Annotated in this window: 26 protein-coding genes and 3 pseudogenes; 9 read left to right on the top strand and 20 right to left on the bottom strand. The window is 73.7% G+C overall.

What is annotated here, in order from left to right:
- Window positions 1-40 precede the first annotated feature (40 nt).
- Both ABZ318_RS14050 and ABZ318_RS14045 read right to left on the bottom strand, forming a co-directional pair.
- Window positions 41-1,129 (bottom strand): cytochrome P450, encoded by a 1,089-nt coding sequence (locus ABZ318_RS14050; RefSeq protein ID WP_356902713.1) that lies wholly within the window; start codon window positions 1,127-1,129, stop codon window positions 41-43.
- Window positions 1,130-1,255: 126 nt separating this feature from the next.
- Complete coding sequence (locus ABZ318_RS14045) at window positions 1,256-1,804, bottom strand: DUF1707 and FHA domain-containing protein (protein ID WP_356902712.1); 549 nt, start codon at window positions 1,802-1,804, stop codon at window positions 1,256-1,258.
- A 136-nt stretch (window positions 1,805-1,940) separates the two neighbouring features.
- On the opposite strand from ABZ318_RS14045, the pseudogene ABZ318_RS14040 reads away from it, so the two are divergent.
- Both ABZ318_RS14040 and treZ read left to right on the top strand, forming a co-directional pair.
- Window positions 1,941-2,240: pseudogene (locus tag ABZ318_RS14040) on the top strand (GNAT family N-acetyltransferase); the annotation flags it as partial.
- Window positions 2,241-2,294: 54 nt separating this feature from the next.
- Window positions 2,295-4,046, top strand: coding sequence for a malto-oligosyltrehalose trehalohydrolase (gene treZ, locus ABZ318_RS14035; RefSeq protein ID WP_356902711.1), 1,752 nt, complete (start codon window positions 2,295-2,297; stop codon window positions 4,044-4,046).
- A gap of 12 nt (window positions 4,047-4,058) precedes the next feature.
- Here treZ and ABZ318_RS14030 read toward each other — a convergent pair whose 3' ends face one another.
- From ABZ318_RS14030 to ABZ318_RS14015, 4 genes are all read right to left on the bottom strand, one after another.
- Window positions 4,059-5,138, bottom strand: a complete 1,080-nt coding sequence (locus tag ABZ318_RS14030) for an aminopeptidase P family protein (RefSeq protein WP_356902731.1) — start codon at window positions 5,136-5,138, stop codon at window positions 4,059-4,061.
- A gap of 188 nt (window positions 5,139-5,326) precedes the next feature.
- Complete coding sequence (locus ABZ318_RS14025; protein WP_356902710.1) at window positions 5,327-6,286, bottom strand: hypothetical protein; 960 nt, start codon at window positions 6,284-6,286, stop codon at window positions 5,327-5,329.
- A 49-nt stretch (window positions 6,287-6,335) separates the two neighbouring features.
- On the bottom strand, window positions 6,336-7,217 hold the full coding sequence (locus tag ABZ318_RS14020) for a LysR family transcriptional regulator (protein ID WP_356902709.1): 882 nt from the start codon (window positions 7,215-7,217) through the stop codon (window positions 6,336-6,338).
- Between the two features lie 4 nt (window positions 7,218-7,221).
- Window positions 7,222-7,746, bottom strand: a complete 525-nt coding sequence (locus tag ABZ318_RS14015) for a tetratricopeptide repeat protein (protein WP_356902708.1) — start codon at window positions 7,744-7,746, stop codon at window positions 7,222-7,224.
- A 96-nt stretch (window positions 7,747-7,842) separates the two neighbouring features.
- Between ABZ318_RS14015 and ABZ318_RS14010 the strand changes: the two genes are divergently transcribed.
- On the top strand, window positions 7,843-8,598 hold the full coding sequence (locus ABZ318_RS14010; RefSeq protein WP_356902707.1) for a hypothetical protein: 756 nt from the start codon (window positions 7,843-7,845) through the stop codon (window positions 8,596-8,598).
- Between the two features lie 32 nt (window positions 8,599-8,630).
- On the opposite strand, the gene ABZ318_RS14005 is transcribed toward ABZ318_RS14010, so the two are convergent.
- A complete protein-coding gene (locus tag ABZ318_RS14005; protein ID WP_356902706.1) occupies window positions 8,631-9,569 on the bottom strand; it encodes an AraC family transcriptional regulator in 939 nt (312 codons plus the stop codon).
- An 87-nt stretch (window positions 9,570-9,656) separates the two neighbouring features.
- Between ABZ318_RS14005 and ABZ318_RS14000 the strand changes: the two genes are divergently transcribed.
- Window positions 9,657-10,595: an NADP-dependent oxidoreductase gene (locus ABZ318_RS14000; protein WP_356902705.1), complete on the top strand. Its 939-nt coding sequence runs from the start codon at window positions 9,657-9,659 to the stop codon at window positions 10,593-10,595.
- A 28-nt stretch (window positions 10,596-10,623) separates the two neighbouring features.
- Here the strand turns inward: ABZ318_RS14000 and ABZ318_RS13995 are convergent, their stop codons facing one another.
- Entirely contained in the window at window positions 10,624-11,157 is a 534-nt protein-coding gene (locus ABZ318_RS13995) for a YcxB family protein (RefSeq protein WP_356902704.1), read from the bottom strand.
- Between the two features lie 22 nt (window positions 11,158-11,179).
- Window positions 11,180-11,806: a nucleoside/nucleotide kinase family protein gene (locus tag ABZ318_RS13990; protein WP_356902703.1), complete on the bottom strand. Its 627-nt coding sequence runs from the start codon at window positions 11,804-11,806 to the stop codon at window positions 11,180-11,182.
- A 200-nt stretch (window positions 11,807-12,006) separates the two neighbouring features.
- Between ABZ318_RS13990 and ABZ318_RS13985 the strand changes: the two genes are divergently transcribed.
- On the top strand, window positions 12,007-12,423 hold the full coding sequence (locus tag ABZ318_RS13985; protein WP_356902702.1) for a VOC family protein: 417 nt from the start codon (window positions 12,007-12,009) through the stop codon (window positions 12,421-12,423).
- A gap of 40 nt (window positions 12,424-12,463) precedes the next feature.
- Here the strand turns inward: ABZ318_RS13985 and ABZ318_RS13980 are convergent, their stop codons facing one another.
- Window positions 12,464-12,997, bottom strand: a complete 534-nt coding sequence (locus ABZ318_RS13980; protein WP_356902701.1) for a DUF6232 family protein — start codon at window positions 12,995-12,997, stop codon at window positions 12,464-12,466.
- Window positions 12,998-13,538: 541 nt separating this feature from the next.
- Between ABZ318_RS13980 and fusA the strand changes: the two genes are divergently transcribed.
- The gene (fusA, locus tag ABZ318_RS13975; RefSeq protein ID WP_356902700.1) at window positions 13,539-15,548 is read left to right on the top strand and encodes an elongation factor G; all 2,010 of its coding nucleotides are present in this window, start codon (window positions 13,539-13,541) and stop codon (window positions 15,546-15,548) included.
- Here the strand turns inward: fusA and ABZ318_RS13970 are convergent.
- A pseudogene (locus ABZ318_RS13970) lies at window positions 15,508-15,624 on the bottom strand (ATP-binding protein); the annotation flags it as partial. The gene fusA and the pseudogene ABZ318_RS13970 overlap by 41 nt on opposite strands.
- A 142-nt stretch (window positions 15,625-15,766) precedes the next feature.
- Here ABZ318_RS13970 and ABZ318_RS13965 point away from each other — a divergent pair.
- From ABZ318_RS13965 to ABZ318_RS13955, 3 genes are all read left to right on the top strand, one after another.
- Entirely contained in the window at window positions 15,767-16,462 is a 696-nt protein-coding gene (locus ABZ318_RS13965) for a DUF4232 domain-containing protein (RefSeq protein WP_356902699.1), read from the top strand.
- A 9-nt stretch (window positions 16,463-16,471) separates the two neighbouring features.
- Window positions 16,472-16,678 (top strand): hypothetical protein, encoded by a 207-nt coding sequence (locus ABZ318_RS13960; protein ID WP_356902698.1) that lies wholly within the window; start codon window positions 16,472-16,474, stop codon window positions 16,676-16,678.
- A gap of 154 nt (window positions 16,679-16,832) precedes the next feature.
- Window positions 16,833-17,618: an SDR family oxidoreductase gene (locus tag ABZ318_RS13955; protein WP_356902697.1), complete on the top strand. Its 786-nt coding sequence runs from the start codon at window positions 16,833-16,835 to the stop codon at window positions 17,616-17,618.
- A gap of 9 nt (window positions 17,619-17,627) precedes the next feature.
- Here the strand turns inward: ABZ318_RS13955 and ABZ318_RS13950 are convergent, their stop codons facing one another.
- From ABZ318_RS13950 to ABZ318_RS13910, 9 genes and pseudogenes are all read right to left on the bottom strand, one after another.
- A complete protein-coding gene (locus ABZ318_RS13950) occupies window positions 17,628-18,104 on the bottom strand; it encodes an SUKH-3 domain-containing protein (RefSeq protein ID WP_356902696.1) in 477 nt (158 codons plus the stop codon).
- Between the two features lie 35 nt (window positions 18,105-18,139).
- Window positions 18,140-19,042, bottom strand: coding sequence for an SUKH-3 domain-containing protein (locus tag ABZ318_RS13945; protein ID WP_356902695.1), 903 nt, complete (start codon window positions 19,040-19,042; stop codon window positions 18,140-18,142).
- Between the two features lie 56 nt (window positions 19,043-19,098).
- The gene (locus ABZ318_RS13940) at window positions 19,099-19,494 is read right to left on the bottom strand and encodes a YwqJ-related putative deaminase (protein ID WP_356902694.1); all 396 of its coding nucleotides are present in this window, start codon (window positions 19,492-19,494) and stop codon (window positions 19,099-19,101) included.
- Window positions 19,487-19,960: an SUKH-3 domain-containing protein gene (locus ABZ318_RS13935; RefSeq protein WP_356902693.1), complete on the bottom strand. Its 474-nt coding sequence runs from the start codon at window positions 19,958-19,960 to the stop codon at window positions 19,487-19,489. Before ABZ318_RS13935 ends, ABZ318_RS13940 begins: the two co-directional genes overlap by 8 nt.
- 63 nt (window positions 19,961-20,023) lie before the next feature.
- Window positions 20,024-21,751 (bottom strand): annotated as a pseudogene (locus ABZ318_RS13930) (YwqJ-related putative deaminase); the annotation flags it as partial.
- A gap of 76 nt (window positions 21,752-21,827) precedes the next feature.
- The gene (msrB, locus tag ABZ318_RS13925; RefSeq protein WP_123455983.1) at window positions 21,828-22,235 is read right to left on the bottom strand and encodes a peptide-methionine (R)-S-oxide reductase MsrB; all 408 of its coding nucleotides are present in this window, start codon (window positions 22,233-22,235) and stop codon (window positions 21,828-21,830) included.
- Between the two features lie 15 nt (window positions 22,236-22,250).
- Window positions 22,251-23,648 carry a UDP-N-acetylmuramate--L-alanine ligase gene (murC, locus tag ABZ318_RS13920; protein ID WP_356902692.1) on the bottom strand — a complete coding sequence of 466 codons (1,398 nt, stop codon included), beginning with the start codon at window positions 23,646-23,648 and terminating at the stop codon, window positions 22,251-22,253.
- Between the two features lie 211 nt (window positions 23,649-23,859).
- On the bottom strand, window positions 23,860-24,330 hold the full coding sequence (locus tag ABZ318_RS13915; protein ID WP_356902691.1) for an indole-3-glycerol phosphate synthase: 471 nt from the start codon (window positions 24,328-24,330) through the stop codon (window positions 23,860-23,862).
- A gap of 106 nt (window positions 24,331-24,436) precedes the next feature.
- Window positions 24,437-25,210 carry a pyrimidine reductase family protein gene (locus tag ABZ318_RS13910; protein WP_356902690.1) on the bottom strand — a complete coding sequence of 258 codons (774 nt, stop codon included), beginning with the start codon at window positions 25,208-25,210 and terminating at the stop codon, window positions 24,437-24,439.
- Window positions 25,211-25,231 lie beyond the last annotated feature (21 nt).

Below are 25,231 nucleotides of genomic sequence, written 5' to 3'. Positions count from 1 at the left end.
TTGACGAGCACACGTCACCCTAACAGCGGTCGGAGGCCGCTCAGCCGCCCGGGCGGACGATCAGGCTCCGCGGCGCGCGGGTGATGAGGCCCGTGAACACGGGGCGGAAGCCGTCGGCGAGACGCAGGCGGGGCATGGCCGTGAAGAGGGCGCGCAGGGCGTACTCCGCTTCGAGCCCGGCGAGGAGGACCGCCGGGCAGAAGCCCGCCCCGTAGGTGAGCTGTCCCGGGTCGTCCCGGAACGGATCGAAGCGGTTCGGCTCGCGGAAGCGTTCCGGATCGCGGCCCGCCGAGCCGACGAGCAGGGCGACGGACGCGCCCGCCGGGACGACACCGCCGCTCACCGGCACCTCGGCGCTGGTGCGGCGCACCGCGATCTGCACGGGCGGGTCCCGGCGCAGCGACTCGGTCCAGGCGCGGGCGACGAGGCCGACGGGCGCGTCGCGGAGGGCGGCGACCTGGTCGGGGTCGGCGAGGACGTTGCCGAGGAAGGAGGCGAGCGCCTTCTCCCGTACGGCGATCTGGCCGCCGCACTCCCCCGCGAGCGCGCCCGCCGCCCGGCCGCGGACGAGCCGCATCATGTCGCGGTAGGGCACGCCGACGGCAGCGGCGACGGTGCCGGCCGGCAGCCAGTGGCAGAAGTCGGCGACCAGGTCCGCCCGGGACCGTTCGGCGATCCGGCGGGCCAGGACGTAGGCGGTGCGTTCGGTGACCGCGCGCAGGGCCTCGACGTCGACGTCGACATGGGCCCGCGCGCACGGCGGGTCGCCGGGCCGGTGCCCGTGCGTGAAGCGCTCGTCGGTGAGCGCGGTGGCCACGTCCGCGTACCGGCTGAGGACCCAGGCCCGCAGCAGCGGGTCGTACGTGAGCGGGAACTCCTCGCGCAGGGTCCGGTGGATCCCGTGCGGGTCCAGCGAGGCACCGGGGTCGAGGGGGCTCGGCGCGACGGTCCGACCACCGGGCGGGAAGGGCCCGGCGGCCGGACCGACCAGGGCCCGTACGCGTCCGGGGACCGCGGCCGAGGGCGTCGCCGGGGTCATCGACGGCAGTCGTGTCCAGGGGTCCCCGGGCTCCTCCGGCCGCTCGCCCCGTATGGCCCGGTCCGGCTCGCGGTTCGGCGCGTCGCTCATCTCGCCCCCTGTCGATCGGCGGTGGGTGCCGCGGCCGGAGATCGTGGCGCGCGTCTGCCCAGCCCATCACCGCGCGGCCCGCGCCGCCCGCCACGTACCGCCGAACGAGTGAACGCGAGGGGGGGGTCAGTCGTGCGACAGCCGGAAGGACATCTGGCCGAAGCCGACCACGTCCCCCGCCCGCACGACCACGGCGCCGGTGACCCGCCGTCCGTTGACGGTGGTGCCGTTGGTCGAACCGAGGTCGCGCAGCACCCACATCCCGCCCTGCAGCGAGAGTTCGGCGTGCAGCCGGGAGGCCGTCTCATGGCTGAGCCGCAGCCCGTTGACCGGGTCGCGCCCGATCCGCAGCGGGTGCGGGCCGGGGTGGGGCAGCAGCAGCTTCGGGAGCCGCTCCGCGCTCCAGGCCCGCCCGATCCGCGCCGTGAACGCGGACATCCGCTCCACCGCGCCGACCACCCGCCGGGTCCAGGTGCCCTCGGTCCGCAGGTCGGCGGTGAGCAGGGCGAGTTCGTCCGGCCGGCGGGCCTGGAGCGCGCGCTCCATCCGGAAGAGGAAGGTGTCGTGAGAGAGGCGGCCCTGGGCGGCACCCTCACGGAGCAGCACCAGCGCGCGGTCCCGCTCGGCGTCGGTCAGCCGAGGGGAGTTCGCCGGAAGCTCGAAAGGGGTCGTCACATCCGAGATTGTCGGTCCGTCGGCCCCGACGTGTCCAGAAGGGCCGCTGACCTGGAAACTCCGTACCGGCCGTGGCGGGCTCGCCGTGACGGTCCGCGGTCCTCGCACCAGGGACCCCGGGGAGGGGCTCGCGCTCCGCTCCTCGCCGCGCGCGTGGTGGCGCGCCGCCGAACTGCCGGGGAGCGGCGCGCCGGTCGGCTTCGTCGTGCCCGCGCGGAACGGCCACCACCACGTCATCGCGTACACCGGTGTGCCGGCCGCCCATCGCGGGAACGGGTACACCGACGACATCCTGGCGGAGGGGACCCGGATCCCGGCCGCCACCGGCGTGCCCCGGATCCGTGCGGCGACGGACCTGGGGAACGTACCGACGGCGGCGTCCCTCGCCCGCGCGATCGACTGCGTGTGGGACGCGCCGGGCGAGTCGGGGTCCTGACTGCCAGGATGGTCGCGGTGGTGGAGTGAGTGGACCGTCGACGAGGGGATTCCCGTGCTCTTCGAGGTGTGGGCGCCGAGCGCCCGTGACCGGGTGACGCTGGAGCTGAACGGCTCCGCCCATGCCCTGGACCGGGACGCCGAACGGGACGGCTGGTGGACGGGCGTGGTGGCCGCCGAGGACGGCGACCGGTACGGCTTCTCGCTCGACGACGGACCCGTGCTGCCCGACCCTCGCTCGCGCCGGCTGCCCGACGGGCCCGACGGCCTGAGCGCGGTCGTCGACCACTCGGTGTACACCTGGCGCCACGAGTCCCCGCGGCTGCGGCTGCGCGGCGCCGTCCTGTACGAACTGCACGTCGGCACCTTCACCCCGGAGGGCACGCTCGACGCGGCGGCCGCGCGGCTCGGGGAGCTCGCGGGCCTCGGCATCACCCATGTGGAGCTGATGCCGCTGTGCCCGTTCCCCGGGGTGCGGGGCTGGGGGTACGACGGGGTGGCCCCGTGGGCGGTCCACGAGCCGTACGGCGGGCCGGAGGCGCTGAAGCGGTTCACGGACGCGGCGCACGGCCTCGGCATGGGCGTGGTCCTCGACGTGGTGCACAACCACCTGGGCCCGTCGGGGAACCATCTCCCGTCCTTCGGGCCGTACTTCACGGACACCCACCACACGCCGTGGGGCGCGGCGGTGAACCTGGACGCGCCGGGTTCGGACGAGGTCCGGGCGTACTTCCTGGGGAGCGCGCTCGCCTGGCTGCGGGACTACCGGATCGACGGGCTGCGGCTCGACGCGGTGCACGCCCTCGCCGACACCCGGGCGCTGCCCTTCCTGGAGGAACTGTCGGAGGCTGTGGACGAGTTGGCGAAGGAGCAGGGCCGCCAGCACTTCCTGATCGCCGAGTCCGACCTCGCCGATCCGCGCATGACGACCCCGCGCACGCTCGGCGGTCTCGGTGTGCACGCCCAGTGGAACGACGACTTCCACCACGCCCTGCACACCGCCCTGACCGGCGAGTCCCAGGGCTACTACGCCGACTTCGCGCGCGCCCCGATGGCGGCGCTCGCCAAGACCCTCACCCGCGTCTTCTTCCACGACGGCACGTACTCCGCCTTCCGCGGCCGCCACCACGGGCGCCCGGTGGACCGGGAGCGCACCCCCGCCCACCGCTTCCTGGGGTACGCGCAGACGCACGACCAGATCGGCAACCGGGCCCTCGGCGACCGCCTCTCGGCCTCGCTCTCCCCCGGACTGCTCGCCTGCGCGGCGACGCTCGTCCTCACCGGCCCCTCGGTGCCGATGCTGTTCATGGGCGAGGAGTGGGGGGCGAGCACTCCCTGGATGTACTTCACCGACCACACCGACCCGGAGCTCGCGGAGGCCGTACGGCGGGGCCGCAAGCGGGAGTTCGCCGCGCACGGCTGGTCCGAGGACGAGGTCCCCGACCCCCAGGAACCGGCCACCCGCGACCGCTCGGTCCTCGACCGCGGCGAACGCGAGCGGGACCCGCACAAGCGGCTGCTGGCCTGGCACCGTCAGCTCATCGCGCTGCGCCGCTCCCTGCCCGACCTGACGGACCCGGACCTGGCGGGGGTGAAGGTGGCCTTCGACGAGGAGGCCCGCTGGCTGGTCTTCCGGCGCGGGGACCTGCGGGTGGCCGTGAACCTGGGCAAGGAGCCGACGGTTATCCCCCTCGGCTCCAACGGCCGCGACCGGGTCCTGGCCTCCTGGGACCCGGTCGAGCCGCCGGCGGCGGACGGACTCCTCAGCCTCCCCGGCGAGTCGGCGATCGTCCTCACGGACGGCTGAGCCTCCGGTCCCCTACTCCACGATGGCCATCTCGCGCGGGGTGTTGTTGAAGCGGCGCCCCGCGCCGTCCTCGGTGGCCGTGACGATGTCCTCGATGCGGACGCCGAAGCGGCCGGGCAGGTAGACGCCCGGTTCGATGGAGAAGCACATGCCGGGGACGACGGGGAGTTCCTCGCCCTCGATCATGTACGGCGGCTCGTGGGTGGTGACGCCGATGCCGTGGCCGGTGCGGTGGATGAAGTACTCGCCGTAGCCGGCGTCCGTGATGACCTTGCGGGCCGCCCGGTCGACCTCCTGGCAGGCGACCCCGGGGCGTACCGCCTCGAAGCCGGCCTGCTGGGCCTCGCGGACGAGGTCGTGGACGCGGCGCTCCTCGTCGGTGGGCTCGCCGACGTGGACGGTGCGGGTGGTGTCGGAGCCGTAGCCGTGCTTGAGGCCGCCGAAGTCGAGGACGACCATGTCGCCGCGCTCGATGACCCGGTCGCCGGCCTCGTGGTGCGGGTTGGCGCCGTTGGGGCCGGAGCCGACGACGGTGAAGTCGACCTGCGAGTGGCCGGACTCCATGAGGAGCCGGGCGAGGTCGGCGGCGACGTCGGTCTCCTTGCGGCCGGCGAACCGGACCTTGAGGATCTCGCCGTACGCCTGGTCGGCGGCGGCCCCGGCGGCCGCGATCCGGGCCAGCTCGTGGGCGTCCTTGACGCCGCGGAGCATCGGCAGGGCCTCGGTGAGGGAGACGTACGAGGTGCCGGGCAGGGCCTGCTGGAGGCCGAGGAGGTGCATGGCCCAGGCGTTGTCGCTGACGCCGAAGCGGCCGTCGACGTCGAGGAGCGGCGCGGTGACGGCGTACGGGTCCTTGCCGTCGGTCCAGTCGCGCAGGGTGAGCGCGGCGGCCCCGGCGGCCTTCTCGGCGTCGGGCGCCTCCAGGGTCGGGACGACGAGCACCGGTTCCTGGCCGACGGCGAGGACGAGGACGGTGAGCCGCTCGGTGATCGCGGTGGGCTGGTAGCCGGTGAGGTACACCAGGTCGGGTCCGGGGGCGACGAGCACTCCCGCGAGTCCGGCGTCGGCGGCGGACTCGACGGCCCGGGCCATCCGGGCCCGGTAGTCGTCCGCGGTGAAGGGCACGACCTCTTCGGGCGCGGCCTGTCCGGGCGCGGCCCCTTCGGTGGCGTGGGTGCTCGGCATGGTGGGCTTCTCCTCGACGTCGTCGTCGTCCGGTGGCTCGTACAGCATCCTGCCGGGCGGGGGCACGGGCCGCGACCGGATGCCCGGCTGCCGGTTCAGCGGCGGTCGGGGCCCTGGGCGATGAGCCGTTCCAGGAGCTCCTGGAAGTCGTCGCCGACGACGATCCGCAGGTCGCCCCGCTCCTCGTCGTGCTCGCTGAGCTGGGTGAGCGTGCCGCCCCGCCACCAGAAGACGTACGGGCTGATGGCGCCCGGCACGTCCTCGTACCCGGAGGCGGCGAAGGAGGCCATCGCGCCGAGGGCCGGGATGATCGAGGTGTCCCGGATGGGGTGGAAGGCGAGCTGGTGCCGGAAGGGAAGGGCGACGAGGGCGCCGTGCTCGCCGAGCGGGAGGCCGGTGACCCGCTGGACGACGCCGTCGAGGTCGAGGACGCGGCTCGCGGTGTAGAAGGAGTCGCCGAGGATGATCTCGAAGCACATGCCGTCGGCGTCGCGGACGGTCTCGTGCTCCTCGACGGGCAGTCCGCGCAGGTTGCGCAGGGCCCGGTCGCGCAGCTGCGCGTGGTCCCCGAGCCGTTCGAGCGCCTCGTCGGTGAGCATCATGACGCTCTCGGGCAGGTCGAGGGCGAGGACCTCGTAGAGGCCGGGGGCGACGGTCCTGGCGTAGCCGAAGGCGCCGGCGTCGATGCCGTCCCCGCTGACGACCCGGGGGTAGAGCTGGGCGCGGATCTGCTCGGGCGGCAGGGTATCGAGCGCGGAGGGGCCGTCCATGGCGCGGACGACGAGGCCGATGTGGCGGTGGATCGTGTCGGGCCAGACGCGGGGACCGCGCCGGTCCTGGTGGCAGACGGCGGCGAGGTTGCCGAGGCCGAAGCGGCGCCCCTTGTCGTCGATGACGTGGTCGGCGTAGACGGTGACCTCCAGGCCGAGCTCGGCGAAGGTCTGGCGGACCCGGCCGCGGAAGACCGCGGCCTCGCGCTGGGAGAAGTACGCGAACCCGGGATCCCTCGGTGCGTCGTCGCCGTCCCGTCTGGAGCCTCGTCGCAACCACCCCACGCCCGTCCGCCTTCCGTCGCCGTTGCGCCCAGGGTAGCGACTGCGGGTGTCAGCTCTTCAGCCGTCCCGTGAACTCGGCCACGGGCCCCGGCGGTTCGCCGTGGGCGCCCGCCGGCAGGAGGAGTTCGACGCGGTGGACGAGCCGGGGCGCGACCAGGGGGACGGCGGCCGCGCCGGGGACGCCCTCCGTCGCGGACAGCGGCAGCAGGGCGAGGCCGTGCCCGGCGGCGGCCAGGGCGGCGAGGGTGCGGGTGTCGGTGCCCTCGTAGCGCAGGGCGGTGCGGAAGCCGCGCCCGGCGGGGCCGCCGTGGACGGCCCGCAGCCGGTCGAGGGGGATGCCGGCGGCGGGGGCGTCCAGCCAGCGGGCGTCGACGAGGTCGTCGAGGCGGAGTCCGGGACGTCCGGCGAGGGGGTGCCGGCCGGGCAGGACGACGGCGAGCGGTTCCTCGGCGACGCCGGTCGCGGCGAGCGGGGCGACGTCGGGCAGCCGCAGGGGGTCGCTGGGGGCGGCGATGCCGTCGACGAGCCCGGCGTCGGCCCCGCCGGTGGCGACGGCGACGGGCACCCCCTCGCGGGACAGGGCGCGCAGGGTGACCCCGGTGGCGGGCAGGGCGGCGAGGACGCGGGCGGTGAGGGCGAGCGGGGAGGCGGCGACGTCCAGGGTCGCGCGGGGCGCGGCGGTGAACCGGTCGAGGTCGGCGCGGGCCGCGTCGAGGCGGAGCAGCAACGCCCCGGCGTGTTCGAGGAGCCGCTCCCCGGCCGGGGTGGGGGCGACGGGCCGCCGGGTGAGCAGGGGCAGTCCGAGGTCGGCCTCCAGGGCGGCGATGTGCTGGGAGACGGCGGACTGGGTGTAGCCGAGGTCGCGCGCCGCCTCGGAGAAGGAGGCGAGGCGGGCGACGGTGACGTACGTGCGGAGGAGGTGCGGGTCCATCGGCTCAGGACCCGAAGGGGGTCTTGAGCAGGTCCTTGGCGTAGTGGGCGAGGGAGCGGTTGTAGCGGGGCAGCAGGGGTGCGAGGGCGCCGAGGGCGAGGGAGGCGGCCTCGCGGTCGCGGCCGGTGTCGGCGAGGGCGAGGGCGAGGAAGCCGTCGACGGCGCCGGAGAGTGCCCGCTCGTCGGCGTCGAGCCGGTCGGCGGGCAGTGCGCGCTCGGCGGTGAGGAGTTCGACGCTGCGGTCGGGGCGGCCGAGGTTGCGCAGGCTGCTGGCGAGCTGGATGACGGCCCGTCGGCGGCGCAGTCCGGTGAGGCCGAGGTCGAGGGCCCGCTCGTAGTGGGCGACGGCTTCCTCGGGCATGCCGGTGGAGTCGTGGGCGGCGCCCTGCTCGAAGACGGCGGCCGGGTCGTCGGCGGGCCGTTCGGCGGCGAGTTCGGCGACGCGGGCGCGGAAGTCGGCGGGCTCGTGGTCGTCGAGGCGCTCCCAGAGCGCGGCGACGCGGGTCTCCCAGTCGTGATCGTTCGTCATGCGGTCACCCTATCCGGAGGGTCATAAGCATTCGTGATGGAGAGTGCAGGAATCATCGTTGGACGTGAACGAGGGGGCCCGCGCAGCATGGTGGCCATGAACACGAACACGAACGCCCAGCAGCACACCCCCCGGATCGCCCTGGTCGGCGACCGCTCCCCGCACGTCCGCTCGCACGTCCGCATCCCGGTCCTCCTGGACGCCCTCGCCGAGCGGGACGGGCTCGCGCTCGACGCGTACTGGATCCCGACGGTCGACGCGGAGGCCCCGGGCGCGGTGGAGGGCTTCGACGCGGTGTGGGTGCTGCCGGGGAGCCCGTATGCCAGCGAGGCGGGGGCGCTCGCGGCGATCCGTACGGCCCGCGAGGACGGCATCCCGTTCCTCGGCACCTGCGCCGGCTTCCAGCACGCCCTGATCGAGTTCGCGCGGGACGTCTGCGGCCTGGAGCGGGCGGCGCACGCGGAGAACGACCCGGCGGCCGACGCGGGCGATCTGCTGATCGCGCCGCTCGCCTGCTCGCTCGTGGGCCACGAGGGGGTCGTACGGGTCACCCCCGGCTCGCTCGCCGAGAAGGCGCTCGGCGCGGAGCGGACGACGGAGCGGTACCACTGCAACTACGGCCCGGACAGCCGCCATCTGGACACCCTGCGGGCGCACGGCATGCGCTTCACGGGCGCGGACGAGGAGGGCGGCATCCGCATCGCCGAACTCCCCTCGCACCCCTTCTTCCTGGCGACCCTCTTCCAGCCGGAACTTGCGGGCGACGGCGCCGTGCCGCACCCGCTGGTCCGGGCGCTGGCGGTGGCGGCGACGGAGCACGTGTCGGCCCGTCAGGGGGTCGGCGCGGCTTAGGGCCTGTCCGGCGGATCAGGGGCGGACAGGCCCTAGGAGCCCTCCCGCCGGTACGCGCCGGGGGCCGTCCCGTGGGTGCGTTTGAACGCGTGGGCGAAGGCGAACTCGGAGGTGTAGCCCACCTGGGCGGCGATGGACCGCAGGGGCGCTTCCGTCGCCCGCAGGAGGCGGGCCGCCGTGGTCATCCGCCACCAGGTCAGGTAGCCGAGGGGAGGCTGACCGATCAGGGCGGAGAAGCGCCGGGCGAACGCCGCCCTGGAGAGGCCCGCTTCCGCGGCGAGCTTCGCCACGGTCCAGGGCTCGGCCGGGTCCCGGTGGACGGCGTCGAGGGCGGCGGTGACCGCCGGGTCGTCGAGTGCCGCGGCCCAGCCGGTGGTGCTGCCGCGGGTGGGCTGTTCGGCGAACCAGATCCGCAGGACGTACACCAGGAGCGTGTCCAGGAGCGCGGGGACGGTCGCGCCGGTGCCCAGCCGTGGGGTGTCCACCTCGGCGGCCAGGAGCCGCACCGCCGCGTGCAGTTCGGGGTGGCGGCCCGGGTCGGCCGGCAGGTGGATCAGGTCGGGCAGGGTGCGCAGCAGGGGGTGGGCGCGGGACGGGTCGAGCCGGTAGGCGCCGCAGAGCACCACGGTGACGGGGCCGCCCAGGCCGCTCCGGTCGACCCTGTCCGACGCGTGGGGCCCGGACGGCCCGGCGTCGTCGGGGGTGCAGGCGGGGGCCGTCACCGGGCGCGCCGGGTCGTCGGTCAGCGTGTGCCCGCTGCCGTGCGGCAGGAACAGCACGTCGCCCGCGCCCAGTCGGAGCGGGTCCGCGTCCGGGGACAGGACCCAGCAGGAGCCTTCCAGGATCACCTGGAAGCCGGCCGACCCCGGTACGGAGGCGAACCGCTGTCCCCACGGGGCGTGCCATCGCACGTACGCCGACCGGGGCCGGCCCGTCCGCGCCACCGTGATCACGTCGCTGAGCACGTCCATGGGACGAGCGTACGCGCGAGACGTCCGCGTATGAACGGGGCACCATGACGCATGGATCGTCTCCCTGGGCGGCCATAGGTTCACGGCATGAAGATCATGAAGATGAGGACTGCGCGCATCCACACGTTCGGCGACACGTCCGTGATCCGTCACGAGGACGTTCCACGGCCTCGGCCCGCCGGCGGTGAGGTGCTGGTCCGTGTCGCCGCGACCTCGTTCAATCCCACCGAAGCCGCCCTGCGCGCCGGGTTCCTGCAGTCGTTCCTGCCCGTGGACCTGCCCTACACGCCGGGCTGGGACGTCGCGGGTACGGTCGCCGGGATCGGCCCGGGGACCGAGGGCTTCGCCGTCGGCGACCGGGTCGTGGGGCGGTTGGAGGACGCGGGCGCGGCCGCCGAGTACGTGGCGGCGCCCGTGGCCTCGCTGACCCCAGCACCGACGTCCGTTCCCCTCGCGCACGCCGCCGCCCTTCCGGTGGCCGGGCTGACGGCCTGGCAGGCGGTGTTCGAGCACGGGGAGGTGACCACCGGCCTGCGGGTGCTGGTCAACGGTGCGGGAGGAGGCGTGGGCGGCTTCGTGACGCAGCTCGCCGCGTACGCCGGCGCCGAGGTGATCGCCACGGCCGGCCCCCGCAGCACCGCGGCGGTCCGGCGGCACGGGGCGGACCAGGTGATCGACTACACCACCGGGCCGGTCGCGGCCGCGCTCGACCGCCCGGTGGACACACTGCTCAACCTCGTTCCGCTGAGCCCGCACGACGCCGCGGCGCTGATCCCCGCGGTACGGCCGGGCGGCCGGATCGTCTCGATCGCGACGCCGTTCGAACCACCCGCCGAAACCGGGGTGACGGCGACGCACATGGTCGCCCGCAACGACGTGGCCCAGCTGGCGGCGCTCGTGGAACTCGTCGACGCGGGGAAGGTCTCCCTCGACATCAGCGCATCGCACCCCCTGGCCGACCTCGCGGAGGTCCACCGCCTCGGCGAGACCGGCCGAATCCGGGGCAAGGTCCTCATCGTCCCCTGACTCGGCCGGGAGACGGCCCTTCGGTCGCTCAGACGCGGGGCAGGTGCTCGCCCACCAGGGCGCGCAGCCGCTCCGCGTCCTCCGGGGTGCGCAGTCCGCGCAGCGGCAGCACCTCCACGAGCAGGATGTTCGGGTCGCGGCTGAACAGCACCAGGTGGTCGCGGGTCTCGCGGTAGCCGCGGAAGACCGACCAGCGCTGGAGGAGCGACACGTGGGCGGTCTCGGCCGTGAGTCCGGACTCGCTCACGGACGTGCGGTACTCGCCCTGCCAGGAGACCGTGCGCAGCACGTGGTGGGCCTGGAGGCGGGGCATCGCCCAGATCAGCACGGCGCAGAAGACGGCGAGGACGACCGACGTCGCGGAGGTCCGCCGTGCGGTCAGCGTCAGCAGGGCGCCCGCCGCGAACAGCGCCACGAGGCCCCAGCGGAACAGATGGAGCCGCCGGAGGCGCTCGCGCACCAGGACCCCCGTGAGGATGTCGGCCCGCGTCGGCCGGTAGACCAGCTCGACCCCGTCCCGTCCGCCGTCGCGCATGCCGTCCCGCCCCGAGTCCACGATCATGGGACGGGATCGTAGTGCCCGGCTAGCCCGTCCTCACGACCAGGTGGGCGCGGTCCCGGCCGCGGGTCACCAGGCGGGCGTTGGCCTCGTCGGAGTCGTGGACCCAGCGCTCGGCGTACGCCCGGTCCTTGCCGAAGCGGACGTGCCGCTCGACGAGCCGGGGGACGCGGCGGCGGTCGTCCAGGTCGAGGTACCAGGCCTCGTCGAGGAGGGGGAGGACGTCGGCCCAGGCGCCCTCGTCGTGCAGCAGGTAGTTCCCCTCCGTGACGACGAGCGGGACCTCGGGCGCGACGGGTACCGCCCCGGCGACCGGCTCCTCCAGGGAGCGGTCGAACGCGGGCGCGTAGACGGTGGTGCCGGGCACGGGGGTGCGGAGCCGGGCGAGGAGCGCGGTGTAGCCGGCGGCGTCGAAGGTGTCCGGCGCGCCCTTCCTGCCCGCCCGCCCGAGCCGCTCCAGCTCTGCCCGGGCCAGATGGAAGCCGTCCATCGGGACGAGCACGGCGAGCCCGTCGAGCCGGGCGACGAGCCGGCCGGCGAGCGTGGACTTCCCGGCGCCGGGCGGCCCGGCGAGCCCGAGGATCCGCCGCTGCCCGGGCACGGCGAGCGCCCGCGCGCGTGCGACGAGCTGATCGAACTCCTGTGCGTCCATGCGCCGCATTCTCGCACCGCGAGCCCCACCGGGGCCTGTCGTCACATTCCCGTCTGCCCCGTGAGGCGCAGGTCGGGGGACCCTCGGGGTGACCCTCCCCGGACCCTCGTCCCGACCCTCCATCCCGCAAGGGTCATCCCCTAGCACGACGCGGGTCGACGCGGGTGGGTTCCCACCCTTCCGCGTATTACGTTGGGGAAATGCCGTCCATCGCACTCGTCACCCTCGTCGTCCGTGAATACGACGAGGCCATCGCCTTCTACACCGACGCCCTCGGCTTCGAGCTGGTCGAGGACACCGACCGCGGCGACGGAAGCCGCTGGGTCGTCGTCCGTCCGCGTGGCGCGGCCGGCGTCGGCGGCCTCGGCAACACCGGGCTGCTGCTCGCCCGCGCGAAGAACGAGGAGCAGGAGGCCTCCGTCGGCAACCAGACCGGCGGCCGGGTCGGCTTCTTCCTCCACACGGAGGACTTCGCCGGCGACCACGAGCGCATGACGGCCGCCGGGGTGAAGTTCCTGGAGGAGCCCCGCCACGAGCCGTACGGTTCGGTCGCCGTCTTCGAGGACCTCTACGGCAACCGCTGGGACCTCCTCCAGCCGGCGGACCCGACCGTCTGAGGCCCCCCGCAGGGCCGCCTGCCGGCCGGGCCCGTGGCGCTCAGTTGTTGCTGATCCCGGTGTGCCCCCGGCCGCCGCGGATGTTGACGACGGGGCCGAAGTGGTTCGTGGTGGTGTGCTCCACGACCGTGTGGAACTCGGCCGCCGGGTTGTCGATCGCGTTCACGATCTGGCCGGCGATGTGCCGCAGCTCGTCCACGGTCGGGAGGGTGACGGTCACCGTGTTGCCGCCGGCCGTGCCGATGGCGAGCACCGGTTTCGACATCCGGAACAGGTCCCTGAGGGCGAACCCGACCACGACGAGCAGCAGGACGATCATCAGGGGGTTCCCGCTCTCCCCGATGCGTGCCTCGCCCCCGGTGAGGTAGTTGACTCCGGCGTAGAACAGGACGGCGCCGAAGGCCCACTTCAGGAGGCGGAGGAGGATCTCGCCCGCGTCGGGCTGGTCCTTGTAGGCCTCGACCGAGGTGATGTTGTGGAGCGGTACGGCAGCGGAGCCCACCCACAGCATCCGGCGCCGGACCGCGAGTTCGAGGACGCGTCTCCGGCGGGACTTCGACACGAGGGGCGGCATCGGCGGCTCCCCGGGCGGCGGCGGAACGTGCCGGGGTGCCGTCCCCGTCGGCGGCGTCCTGTTCGGTGGCTCGGTCGGCGACTTGCCGGGCGGCTCGGTCGGCGACTTGCCGGGCGGCTCGGTCGGTGACTTGTCGGGCGGCGGCGTCGCGGCAGTTCCCATGTGTACCCCCGTCTTCATGTCCGTCCTCCCCGCCCATCGCGGGAGCACCATTAAGCACCCGAGGGGCCCCGCGGGGCAGGAGAGAAGCGGCCAAAAACCGGTGGCGCGCGGCCTGTTCGCTTCCCTACGCTCCCGTCACGGCGCACCGACCGGTGTGCCGTCGTGAGACGTCCGACCGAGGGGAGACGACCGTGCGTTGCCGTAGCGCCGCTGCCGTGTCGTCCGCCCGTGCCCGGTACGACGTGATCCTCGCCTCCTCCGCCGAGCGGTGACGGCTGCGCGCCCGTCATCGCCGCCCGTGACGCCGTCACACCCCTGACCGTCGTCCGGGAATCGCGCTGCCCTGTTCCTCACGCAGCAGCGAAAGGCACGACACACCGTGCGTACCGACACCACCACCCGAAGCGTCCGCAACCTCGGCATCCTCGCCCACGTCGACGCCGGCAAGACCACCGTCACCGAGCGGTTCCTGTTCCTGACCGGCGCCACCCACAAGCGCGGCGAGGTCCACGACGGCACGACCGTCACCGACTTCGACCCGCAGGAGCGGGACCGGGGCATCACGATCTTCGCCGCGGCCGTCAGCTGCGACTGGGCGGGCCACCGGATCAACCTCATCGACACGCCCGGTCACGTCGACTTCTCCGACGAGGTCGAGCGCTCGCTGCGCGTCCTCGACGGCGCCGTCGCCGTCTTCGACGCCGTCGCGGGCGTCGAGCCGCAGAGCGAGACGGTGTGGCGCCAGGCCGACCGGCACGGCGTCCCGCGCCTCGCGTTCGTCAACAAGCTGGACCGCGCGGGCGCGGAGCTCGACGGCGCGGTCGAGTCGATCCGTACCCGCCTGGGCACCGTCCCGCTCCCCGTCCAGCTGCCCATCGGGCGCGAGGACGGCTTCACGGGCGTCGTGGACCTGGTCCGGATGCGGGCGTACGTGTGGGCCGACGGCGCCGACACGTACGCCGACCTGCCGGTCCCCGACGAGCTCCGGGACGAGGCCGGGCACCGCAGGCGGCGCCTGGAGGAGACGGTCGCGGAGCTGCACCCGGGGGCCCTGGAGGAGTTCTGCGAGCGGAACGCGCTCTCCGAGGACGTCCTCACGGCCGCCCTCCGCGACCTCACCCTCTCCGGTGAGGCCGTCGTCGTCCTCTGCGGCTCGGCGTACCGCAACCGGGGCGTCGAGCCGCTGCTCGACGCCGTCGTCGCGTACCTCCCGGCCCCGTCGGACATGCCGCCGGTGCGCGGCGAGGTCCCGGCGGACCCGGAGGCGCCGTTCACCGCGCTCGCCTTCAAGGTGAACGCGACGGCCACCGGCCGCATGACCTACCTCCGCGTCTACGCGGGCACGATCGGGAAGGGGGACACCGTGCTCGACACCACCGCCGGGCGTACGGAGCGGATCGCCCGCATCCTGCGCGTCCAGGCCGACCGGGCGACGGAGGTGGACACGGCGCGCGCCGGTGACATCGTCGCCGTCGTCGGGCCGAAGTCCGCCCGCGCCGGGGCGACGCTGTGCGCCCCGGACGCGCCGGTCGTCCTCGAACCGCCGACGACCGCCGACCCGGTCGTCTCGGTCGCCGTGGAGGCCCGCCGGAGCACGGACACGGGCCGGCTCGCGACGGCCCTCGCCCGGATGACGGAGGAGGACCCGTCGCTCGTGGTGCGGTCCGACCCGGAGACGGGCCAGACGGTCCTGTCCGGTCTCGGCGAGCTGCACCTGGAGGTCGCGGTGGAGAAGCTGCGGCGCGACCGGGGCCTTGAGGTCACGGTCGGCCGGCCGCAGGTCGCGTACCGGGAGACGGTGACGAAGGGCGTCACGGGCCTCCTCTACCGCCACGTCAAACAGGACGGCGGCGCGGGCCAGTTCGCCCATGTCGTCATCGACGTCGAACCGACGGAGAACGGGGAGGAGTTCGCGTTCCGCTCGGCGGTCACGGGCGGTCGCGTCCCGCAGGAGTACGTCCGCGCGGTCGAGGCCGGCTGCCGGGACGCCCTCGTCGAGGGCCCCCTCGGCGGCCACCCGGTGACGGGTGTCCGGGTCACGCTCACGGACGGCGCCACGCATCCGAAGGACTCCTCGGAGATGGCGTTCCGCACGGCGGGCCGCTTCGCCCTGCGCGAGGCGCTCCGCGCGAGCGTGATGACCCTGCTCGAACCGGTGGCCGAGGTGACGGTCACCGTCCCCGCCGAGTCGGTCGGCTCGGTCCTCGGCGACCTCGCGGCCCGCCGGGGCCGGGTCACGGACTCGACGACCCGCTCCGGTACGGCGGTGGTCTCGGCGACGGTCCCACTGGCCGAACTCTTCGGCTACGCGTCCCGCCTCCGGGGCCGCACCCAGGGCCGGGGCACCTTCACCACCCGGCCGGCCGGGTACGAGGCCCTTCGGGGCTGAGGTCGAGCTCGGCCCGTACCGTCTTCCCGACCGGTACGCGGTCGAGCACCGCCCACCGCGAGGCGAGCGCCTCGACACGGAGTTCCTCGACCAGCTCGGCCGAGGAAGCATCACCTCCATGTCCGTGGTTCGTAACGAGCGGTCCTGCACCGGAATACGGCAGCCGCACCGGTGCAGAATCTGCTCGTCGAGCCATGCGAAGTACACGGGGGATCACCATGCGCGCTGCCCGCAAGAGCTGGAAGACGTACGCCCTGGGAGCCGCGGCCGTCGCCGCGCTCCTCTCGTCGACGGCCTGCGGGCCGGACGGCGGTACGGATGACGGGGCCGTGAGCCCGGCCCCGTCCCGTACCGCGAGCGCGACCGGCACCACCGCCCCCGCCGCCCCGAGCCCGAGCACCGAAGCCCCGCGGCCCGGCGCGACCGACTCCGCGCGCCCGTCCGCGCGCCCGTCCGCCACGGGCTCGGGCAAGGCCCCGGCCTGCGGCGACCAGGACGTCTCGATCGGCACGTCGTACTGGGCGCACGACTCGGGCCAGCACCTCCTGATCACGGCCACGAACATCACGGACAAGCCGTGCACCCTCTACAACTACCCCTTCATCACCTTCGGTCAGGACACCGACAGCCCGCTCACGCCGATGGAGTCCCCGGCGAAGGCGGTGGCGACGATCGGGCCGAAGGAGAAGGCGTACGCGGGCGTGAAGCTGTTCCTGGGAGGCGAGAAGACTTCGGGCGGCTACACGTCGTTCGGCATCGCGTACGCGGACCCGAGCAGCAGCGGGGACGGTTCGCCGATCGACGTCGAGTTCTCGGACGAGGTCCAGTTCGTGAACGTCGGGCAGAACCCGTCGGTCACGTTCTGGAACCTCGACCGGAGCGAGGTCGAGAAGTTCGTCTTCAAGGCCAGGTGACGCCGGCCCGTGCGCACGAGCCGGCGCTACCCGTATCCCCCCGGCCACGCCCCGCCCGCCACACCACCCGACCTCCACACCGAGAGCGCCCGGCTCGCCCTCGTCGCCGGCGCGTTCGTCCACTGCCCGATCGTCGCGGGCATCCGCCGGCGGGTCCGGGCCGACCTGGACGCCGGGCCGGTGCCGGGGAACGCGGGCCTTGCGGAACCCATGTGATCCGCCTCCGGCCGTTCCCTCCCCCTCGCACATGGTGCCCGCGCCCGGCCACGTGGTCGCCCGCGGTGACTCCGAGGCCCCTGTGCCAGGATGCGGGGACCGGCCGCCCACCGCACACCGGCGACCGGCACCGTACGACACGAGGAGCGACACGATGAGCACGAGCCCCGCCGGCTACCTCTCCGGCCTGTTCTCGCTCGAAGGGCGCACCGCCCTGGTCACCGGCGGCAGTTCCGGCATAGGCAGGGCCATCGCGGGGGCCCTGGCCCGTGCGGGGGCGAGCGTGGTGGTCCTGGCCCGCAAGGAGGCCGAACTCGTCGCGACCGTCGACGAGCTGACGGCCGACGGCTGCCGGGCGGCCTGGGTGAGCGCCGACCTGAGCACCCGGGACGGCATCAAGGCCGGGGCGGAGGAGGCGGCGGCCGTCTTCGGGGAGCCGGACATCCTGGTGAACTCGGCCGGCATCAACCTCCGGCCGCCGTTCGGCGAGTTGGGCGAGGAGGTGTGGGACACGACGATGACCGTGAACCTGGAGGCGCCGTTCCTCCTCGGGCAGCGCTTCGGCCCCGGCATGGCCGAGCGGGGCTTCGGCCGGATCATCCACATCACCTCGCAGCAGGCGCACCGCGCGTTCGTCCAGAGCGGGGCGTACGGGGTGTCCAAGGGCGCCCTGGAGTCGCTGGCCCGCTCGCAGGCCGAGGCCTGGTCCCCGTACGGGGTCACCGCCAACACCCTGGTCCCCGGCTTCGTGATGACCGCGCTCAACCGGCGCCTCTCCTCCGACCCGGAGAAGGTCGCCGCCCTGGCCGCCCGCACGATGGTCGGCCGCAACGGCCTGGCGGAGGACTTCGCGGGCGCGGCCGTCTTCCTGGCGAGCGCCTCCTCCGCGTACGTCACGGGCCAGTCGCTCTTCGTGGACGGCGGCTTCTCCGTCCACTGAGAAGCCGGGTCAGACGACGTAGAAGTCCTCCGCGTCCCGCATCGGGAAGGTGTAGAGACCCGTCATCGCCCCGTGCTTGCCGGTGCCCATGTAGTAGTCGCCGGTGTGGTGCACGCAGAAGAACCGGCTCCGCTCGTCCACGACGTACACCTCCCCGTCCGTGGAGTCCCAGCCGACCGGAAAGAGTCGCACGCCCAGCCTGCGGCTCAGCTCCGCCATGTCCTCGAAAAGGTGGCCCCAGACGGGCACGGGCGTGAAGTCGATGTAGTCGTCGCGCTGGACGTCGTGCATCACCCGGAGTCCTGCGTGCTCGGCGAGGAAAGCGGTCGCGGCGGTGACGGGCTCCAGCGGGAACCCAGACTTCCGGCTCTCCTCGACGGCCTCCGCCACGAACGCCGCCGCCTGCTCGGCGGCGTTCCGGCCGGGAAACCAGCCGTACTCGCCGAACCAGGCGTCGACGTCGGCGGGGACTTCGAGACGGGGCACGAGGAACTCCTCGGTCGCGCGGGCGAGGGCGTCGGTCAGGACGCCGGGGAACCCGCCCAGTCGGCGAGGGCCCGGGCGCAGGCCTCCAGGGCCTTCGCCGTGGGGCCGGACGTGGCGGACAGGGCGGCCGACAGGGTCAGGACGGGGCCTTCGGTCTCGCCGCCGACCGTCACGGCGCAGGCGACCGTCGCCGGGACCTCCTCCGTGCCGGGCGGCGTGGAGACCGTCAGGATCAGCTCGCAGGCCCCGGGCCGCGCGCCCGCCGCGTCGATCCGGGCCGTCATCGCGGCGGCGAGCGGTTCCTCGTTGTCCTCCAGCGCCCCCGGGCGCAGCGGGAACTCCTCGTCCACGGCCACGACGCCGATCCCGCGCAGGGTGGTGGCCCGCAGGTGCAGCGCGCGGGCGTCGAACAGGCCCGTGCTGTGCAGGACGTAGACGGCGACGAGCGCGGCCCGCACCGCCGCCCCGAGGTCGTTCTCGCCGCCGGGCAGCGGGAAGCGCCACCGGGGCGGCCGGAGCCGTATCGGCGCGATTCCGGAGGTCAGCGCCGTCAGACCGGCATGGACCGTCTCGCCGAGGAGCCAGGGACCGCCGGGGCCGAGCATGAGGAGCCGGCCGTGCTCGTCGACCGCGAGCGGCGCGTCCGTGTCCGTGCGGCCGAACGGGAAGAGACGCGCGCCGAGGGAGGCGGCGAGCCGGTTCAGGGCCGGGACGTCGTGGCGGGCCTCGCGGGGGTCCACGACCGCGCCGAGGGCGGCGACCTCCCGGCCGCCGCCGGCGTCGGGGAGGACGTGCAGGCCGTGGAACTCCCGGACGGCCCGCTCGGCGGCGGGGAAGAGCTCCGCGCCGACGGTCACCGTGACGAGGACCGCGAGCATGGCGGGGTCCCCCGCGTCACGGCCCGGCCACCAGCCCGCTTCCGTCAGTACGTCGCTCATGCCTGGTCGTGTCATGCCTGGTCGTGTCATGCCTGGTCGTGTCATGCCCGGTCGTGTCATGCCCGGTCGTGGAGGATCGTGATCCCCAGCCGGTCGAGGAGTGCCGTGCAGGAGCGGCAGACCTCGGCCTCCGTGCCGTGCTCGGGGTCGCCGTGCGGGCGGATCTTGCGGGCGACGATCGCCGCACCGGCGAAGTGCGGGACGGCCTCGTCGAGGGTGGCGGCGCGGCCGTCGCCGCGCTGCCGGTCGAAGCCGAAGAGTTCGTCGGAGACGAGGGCGGACTCGGCGCAGTAGCCGATGAAGGGCTCGCGCAGGGCCGGCGGGAGCCCGTCGAAGAACTCGCTCACGGCCGGGTGGAGTTCCGGATCGCCGTCGCCGGTGAGGTTGGTGTGGCTGGTGATGGTGCCGTGAATGAGCAGCGAGGCCGCCGTACCGGGGATCAGGTCAGACAAAGTAGTCCTCCGCGTCCTGCATGGGGGCGTGGGCGAGCGCGATCATGGCCTCGTACTTGTCGGCACCCATGTAGTAGGCGCCGGTGTGGTGCAGGTAGAAGAACCGGCCCCGTTCGTCCATCAGCACGGGCGAGCCCTCCGAACCGTCGAGCCCGACCGGGAAGAGCCGCACGCCGAGATCGCGGCTCAACTCGGCGACGTCGGCCGGGGCGGACCCGTAGCCGAGGTACGGGGTGAAGTAGAGGTAGTCCTCCCGCTGGGCGTCGATCGTGAGGCGCAGTCCGCCGTGCTCGGCGAGGAAGGCGGTTGCGGCGTCGAGGGGCTCCACGGGAAAGCCCGCCTCCCGGTACTGCCCGGTGATCTCGTCGACCATCGCCGGGACGGTGTCGGCGACGTCCCGTCCCGGGAACCATCCGTGCTCCCGGAACCAGGCGTCGACGTCTTCTGGGGTGTTCAAGCTCGGCATGTGTGCTCCTTATCCCGCGTACGCCGTGACACCGGCCATGTCCATGGCTATCGCGCAGGACCGGCACGGCGGCTTGTACTCGCCGTGACCGAGGGGGTGGGGTTTGATCTGCTCGCCGATCTGCACGCTGTAGACCTGCGAGCCCTTCATGGCGTCGCGGACGTGGTCGACCGAGGTGATCCCGGTGCCGGTGGGGTCCAGCTGCCGGAGCCGGTCCGAGACGAGGTTCGCCTCGGCGCACTTTCCGTGGCCCGCACCGGGGAAACCGCCCTCGGCCTTGATCTTCTGGTCGACCTGATCGTAGATCGACTGCATCGCCGGGTGCAGGTCGGGGGTCTTCTGACCGGCTCCCTTGGTGGCGCTGGAGTGGCTGGTGACGACGCCGTCGTGCAGCAGGCTCCCGGCGCACGAGCCGTCGAGGAGGTTCGTGCCGGGCGGGAAGTGCGTCTTGGCCAGGTCGATCTGGTGCTTGGGGTCGTCCCGGTTCTTCGGGTCGGCCTTCCGCGCCTTGTCGGCGAGGTCCCGGGCCTCCTGGACGAGGGCCTCGCGCTGCTGCTCGGGCGTGAGGTGGCTGACGTCCAGCGGGTCCGTCCGGTGGTGCCTCATGTTGCCCGCGGAGCTGCCGTGCCAGGGCGGGGCCGGGGTGATGCGCTTGCCGCCGGGGTTGTTCCCGGAGCCGCCGTTGCCGCCACCGCCGGGGGGATTGCCGTTCCCGCCGCCACCGCCGCCCGCGCCGCCCTTGCCCTGGTCGTGGTCGCCCTTGCGCTGGCGGGCGAAGCGGTCGCGGAGGTCGTCGTCGGTGTTCTTGTGGTCGACGGAGATCTGCTTGACGACCTTGGGCAGCGTCTGGCCGACGTGGTCGCCCATCGACTTCGCCGCCTTGGTCAGGGCCTCCATCGCCTTGTCCGCGACCGGGTCGATCGCGTCGGCGATCGAGTCACGTCCCCGGGTGCGGCCGTGGGCGGTCTTCGCCTTCGTGAGCTTGCCCGCCGTCTTCCCGTGGATGCGCACGCTGACGGTGTTGAGCTGGGTGGAGGCGTGGTCGTGCTCGGCGTGCTCGATGTGCAGGTTCTTCAGCCCGCTGCCCTTGGAGCCGCCGCCCCCGCCGCCTCCGGCCGAGGCCAGGTTCAGGCTCTCCTTGCCCGACTGCACCCCGTCCTTGAAGCCGTCCGCGCCGGCCTTCTTGGTCTGGTCGAGGTCCACGCCGTCCTGCAGGCCGATCGCCATCGCGCCCAGCTGCACGACCAGGTCCGCCGCCATGCCCTCCAGGGCCGCGACCGCCGGCTCGGTCAGCGCGGAGACGACGTACCCGACGGCCTCCTCCACGCACTCCTTGATCAGCCGCTTGATGACCTCCTGCGTGGCCCGCATCGCGCCCGCGCCGATCAGCGCCGACAGACCGCCGGTCACCGGGATCAGCGAGAGCGCGATGCCCGCCTCGGAGGCGAGGTAGCCCAGCTGCGCCAGCGCCGCGAACTTCATGCCCTCGACGGCGCCGGCCGCCAGGTCGAGGCCGCCCGCGATCGTCCGGGCCGCGCCGGCGATGTCCTTGAAGTGCTTGCCCTTGACCTTCTGCCAGTGCTCGTCGAGGGCGTCGATCGCCTCGCCCTGGCCCGAGGACAGCAGCCGCTCGAAGTGGTTGTTCGCGAGCTGGCCGTCGTCCTCCAGGTCCTCCGCGAACTCCCGGAGCGCGTCCGCCATCTCCCGGTACGCGTCCTCGTCGACGTTCGGCCAGGCCACACCGATCAGATCCAGCAGGGTGTCGGCCCAGTCCGGAACCGTGACAGCCATCTTTCCGTCCCCCGTGTCGGCTGTTTGCAATCCGCAACAGTCCTACCACAGGGGACGTCTGACGGGCCGTCCGGGTTCAGCCCTCTTCCGGCTCCAGCCGCAGCGAGATCGAGTTGATGCAGTACCGCTGGTCCGTCGGGGTCGGGTAACCCTCGCCCTCGAAGACATGGCCCAGGTGGGAGCCACAGCGGGCGCAGCGGACCTCGGTGCGGATCATGCCGTGGGAGGTGTCCGCGACGAGCTCGACGGCCTCGCTGTCCTTCGGGTCGTAGAAGGACGGCCAGCCGCAGTGCGACTCGAACTTCTCGTTCGACGTGAAGAGCTCCGCCCCGCAGGCGCGGCAGGAGTAGACGCCCTTCGTCTTCGTGTCGGTGTACTCACCGCGGAAGGCGGGCTCCGTGCCGGCCAGCCGGAGCACCTGGTACTCCGCCGGGGTCAGCTGCGCCTGCCACTCCTCGTCCGGCTTCTCGACCTCGTACGCCATCGTTCGTCCACTCCCTCAGTTCGACAGGCGGGCGAGGATCTTCGGACCGAGGTCCGTGACGTCGCCCGCGCCCATCGTGAGAACGAGGTCGCCGGGGCCGGCCATTCCCGCGATCACGTCCGGGACGGTGGCCTTGTCGTGGACGGGGGTGACGTCGGCGCCGGCGGCGCGGGCCGCCGCGATGATCAGCTCGCTGGTGACGCCCGGGATCGGGTCCTCGCGGGCCGGGTAGATGTCGAGGACGACGGAGGCGTCGGCGAGGGCCAGCGCGTCGCCCATCTCCTTGCCCAGCTCCTGGGTGCGGGAGAAGAGGTGCGGCTGGAAGACGACGAGGAGGCGGGAGGCCCCGGCGGCGCCGCGCATGGCCTCCAGGTCGGCGGTCATCTCGGTGGGGTGGTGCGCGTACGAGTCGATGACCTGGACGCCCTTGGCCTCGCCCTTGAGCTGGAGGCGGCGGCCGACGCCGGTGTAGGCGGTGAGGGCCTGGGCGAGCTCGCGCGGGTCGATGCCGGCGCGGGAGCCGGCGGCGAGGGCGGCGGCGGCGTTGTGGGCGTAGTGGCGGCCGGGCACGGAGACCGTGAAGACGATCTCCTCGTCCAGGTCCGGCATGACGACGGCGACCTCGCTCGTCATGCCCTTGGGGGTGATCCGGCGGATCCGGACGTCGGAGCCCTCGCGCTCACCCACGGTGAGCACGGTCAGGTCCTTGTTCCCGGAGACCCGTCCGGCCAGCTCGCGGGCGCCCGCGTGCTCGCCGACGACCAGGGTGCCGCCCGGGCGGATCTTGGCGGCGAAGGCCTCGAAGGACTCGTAGATCTCGTCCATCGACGCGTAGTTCGCGTGGTGGTCCAGCTCGACGTTGAGGACGATCGCCACGTCGGGGTCGTACTTCTGGAAGCTGCGGTCGCTTTCGTCGGCCTCGGCGACGAAGAGCTCGCCGTCGCCGTGCCGGGCGTTCGTGCCGGGGCCCGCGAGGTCGCCGCCGATGGCGTACGAGGGGTCGAGGCCGAGCTCGGTGAGCGCGACGGCCAGCATGGAGGTGGTGGTCGTCTTGCCGTGCGTGCCGGCGACGGCGATCGCGCTCAGGCCGTCCATGAGGGAGGCGAGGGCGTCGGAGCGGTGGACGACGGGGATGCCGAGCTCGGCGGCGCGGGCCAGCTCGGGGTTGTCGGCGCGGATGGCGCTGGAGACGACGACGGCGGAGGCGTCGTCGGCGAGGTGCTCGGCGGCGTGGCCGATGTGCACGGTGGCGCCAAGGGCGCGCAGCGACTCGGCGGTCGCGGACTCCTTGGCGTCGCTGCCGGCGACCTTGGCGCCGCGCTGGGCGAGGATCTTCGCGATGCCAGACATCCCGGCACCGCCGATGCCGATGAAGTGCGGCCGTTCCATGGCGGCGGGAATGGCGGGTGCCATGCGGATCTCTCCCCGGGGTGGTGGTTCTGGAAGCCTCCAGCCTAGTGGCTCCCGGCCGGGGCTCCGGCGGTCGGCGGCCCGTGTCCGCACGGGCGGCGCGGGTCTGCGCGGGTCCGCGCGGGCGGCCCGGGTCCGCGCGGGCGGCACGGGTCCGCGCGGGCGGCAGCCCGTGTCCGCGCCCCCTGCACGGGGCGCGGACACGGGACGGCCGTTACTCGCTGTGGGCGAAGAGCTTCAGGACGGGGACGCCGACCTTGTGGCGGGCCCGGGAGGCCCAGTCCCGGTGGAAGAACTCCTCCACGTAGTGCGGGGCGGTGAGAACGATCACCTCGTCCGCCTCCGACTCGTCGACCACCGCCTTCATCTTGTCGAGCGGGTGGTCCTCGACGACCTGGCCGACCGCTTCGCAGCCGGCCTTCCTCAGGGCCTGGAGCGAGACCTCCAGGGCCTGCTCGGCGGGAACCCTGGCCGCCTTGCCCTCCGGTTCGTCGCCCTCCCGGGCGGCGTCCTTGAGCTCGCCCAGGGCGACGTCGTCGATGGCACGCAGCAGTACATCGGCCTGGTCACCACGCGGCTGCATGAGAACGATGAAGGACACGCCCTCGTCGCCGTGCAGGGTGGTGACGAATTCCACGTCGACGGACGTGAGGGGCTTCTCGATCATCAGAACGCTTGTGAACAACTCCGGAGCCCTTCTGCGGAAACCATCCTTCCCCGTGCCCGCACGGGGTCTGCGACAGTAAGTGTGCCCAGCCGGCGCTAAGCGGAACGGCAAATTCCGCCGATTGTCAGATCCGACCGTAGCGGGTGAAGAGGAAGCCGTCCTGCTCCAGCACGGAAGCCACCTGGAAGCGTGTCGGGACGGCCACCGCGGGACCCCCGGCGATCCGTTGGGCGTCACCCGCCGTCATCGTCGGCGAGATCGTCAGACACAGCTCGTCCAGGACGTCCGCCCCCACGAACTGGCCGAGCAGCCGGGGCCCGCCCTCGGTCAGCTGGCGGCGCAGCCCGCGCTCCGCGAGCACCGCCACCGCACGGGCCGGCATCACCCGGGCCCCGTCGCCCGCGAAGAGCACCTCGGCGCCCGCCTCCCGGGCCGCCCGGATCCGGTCGGCGGGCGCGCCGGAGCCGGTGAGGACCACGGTCGGCACCAGCGGCTCGGTGAAGAGCGGCAGCGAGAAGTCCAGGTCGAGGGAGGCGCTGACCACGGCGATCACGGGCGCCGGGCCCTGTCCCGCGGCGGCCCGGCGGTCCATGAAGGCCTCCCGCGCCCGGGCCGGGCGGTAGCCCTCCAGGCGGACCGTCTCCGCGCCCACCACGACCACGTCGGCGAGCCCGCGCAGGATGCCGAAGATCCGCATGTCGGCCTCGGAGGAGAGCGGCCGGGAGCGCCCGTCGTGCTGACCGGCACCGTCGAGCGAGGAGACCATGTTGGCCCGCAGCCAGGTGCCGCCGCCCTCCGGATACGCGTAGGCGTCGGCGAGCTCGTCCAGGGACCATTCCCGGTCGGAGGCGAGGAGGGGCTGGGCTGTCATGTCCGTCACAGGGAAGAGCTGGCGCATCCTCGCAGTCTGGCACGGCGC

The organism is Streptomyces sp. NPDC006197, assembly GCF_040613865.1.
In the GTDB taxonomy this organism is placed as follows: Bacteria; Actinomycetota; Actinomycetes; order Streptomycetales; family Streptomycetaceae; genus Streptomyces.
The sequence above is the reverse complement of the archived record's forward strand: the minus strand, read 5'-3'. Positions and strand labels throughout refer to the sequence as shown.

Coding starts and splice junctions, on each gene's coding strand:
- ABZ318_RS14030 (WP_356902731.1), bottom strand. CDS start 5,138: ATGGCCCGGGCCGTCGAGTCCGCCGCCGACGCCGGACTCGCGGGAGTG.
- ABZ318_RS13945 (WP_356902695.1), bottom strand. CDS start 19,042: ATGAGCGACGTACTGACGGAAGCGGGCTGGTGGCCGGGCCGTGACGCG.
- ABZ318_RS13985 (WP_356902702.1), top strand. CDS start 12,007: ATGCCGTCCATCGCACTCGTCACCCTCGTCGTCCGTGAATACGACGAG.
- ABZ318_RS13995 (WP_356902704.1), bottom strand. CDS start 11,157: ATGATCGTGGACTCGGGGCGGGACGGCATGCGCGACGGCGGACGGGAC.
- ABZ318_RS13990 (WP_356902703.1), bottom strand. CDS start 11,806: ATGGACGCACAGGAGTTCGATCAGCTCGTCGCACGCGCGCGGGCGCTC.
- ABZ318_RS13910 (WP_356902690.1), bottom strand. CDS start 25,210: ATGCGCCAGCTCTTCCCTGTGACGGACATGACAGCCCAGCCCCTCCTC.
- ABZ318_RS14005 (WP_356902706.1), bottom strand. CDS start 9,569: ATGGACGTGCTCAGCGACGTGATCACGGTGGCGCGGACGGGCCGGCCC.
- ABZ318_RS14000 (WP_356902705.1), top strand. CDS start 9,657: ATGAAGATCATGAAGATGAGGACTGCGCGCATCCACACGTTCGGCGAC.
- ABZ318_RS14010 (WP_356902707.1), top strand. CDS start 7,843: ATGAACACGAACACGAACGCCCAGCAGCACACCCCCCGGATCGCCCTG.
- ABZ318_RS13955 (WP_356902697.1), top strand. CDS start 16,833: ATGAGCACGAGCCCCGCCGGCTACCTCTCCGGCCTGTTCTCGCTCGAA.
- msrB (WP_123455983.1), bottom strand. CDS start 22,235: ATGGCGTACGAGGTCGAGAAGCCGGACGAGGAGTGGCAGGCGCAGCTG.
- ABZ318_RS14020 (WP_356902709.1), bottom strand. CDS start 7,217: ATGGACCCGCACCTCCTCCGCACGTACGTCACCGTCGCCCGCCTCGCC.
- ABZ318_RS14050 (WP_356902713.1), bottom strand. CDS start 1,129: ATGAGCGACGCGCCGAACCGCGAGCCGGACCGGGCCATACGGGGCGAG.
- ABZ318_RS14015 (WP_356902708.1), bottom strand. CDS start 7,746: ATGACGAACGATCACGACTGGGAGACCCGCGTCGCCGCGCTCTGGGAG.
- ABZ318_RS13965 (WP_356902699.1), top strand. CDS start 15,767: ATGCGCGCTGCCCGCAAGAGCTGGAAGACGTACGCCCTGGGAGCCGCG.
- ABZ318_RS13980 (WP_356902701.1), bottom strand. CDS start 12,997: ATGCCGCCCCTCGTGTCGAAGTCCCGCCGGAGACGCGTCCTCGAACTC.
- ABZ318_RS13935 (WP_356902693.1), bottom strand. CDS start 19,960: ATGCCGAGCTTGAACACCCCAGAAGACGTCGACGCCTGGTTCCGGGAG.
- murC (WP_356902692.1), bottom strand. CDS start 23,648: ATGGCACCCGCCATTCCCGCCGCCATGGAACGGCCGCACTTCATCGGC.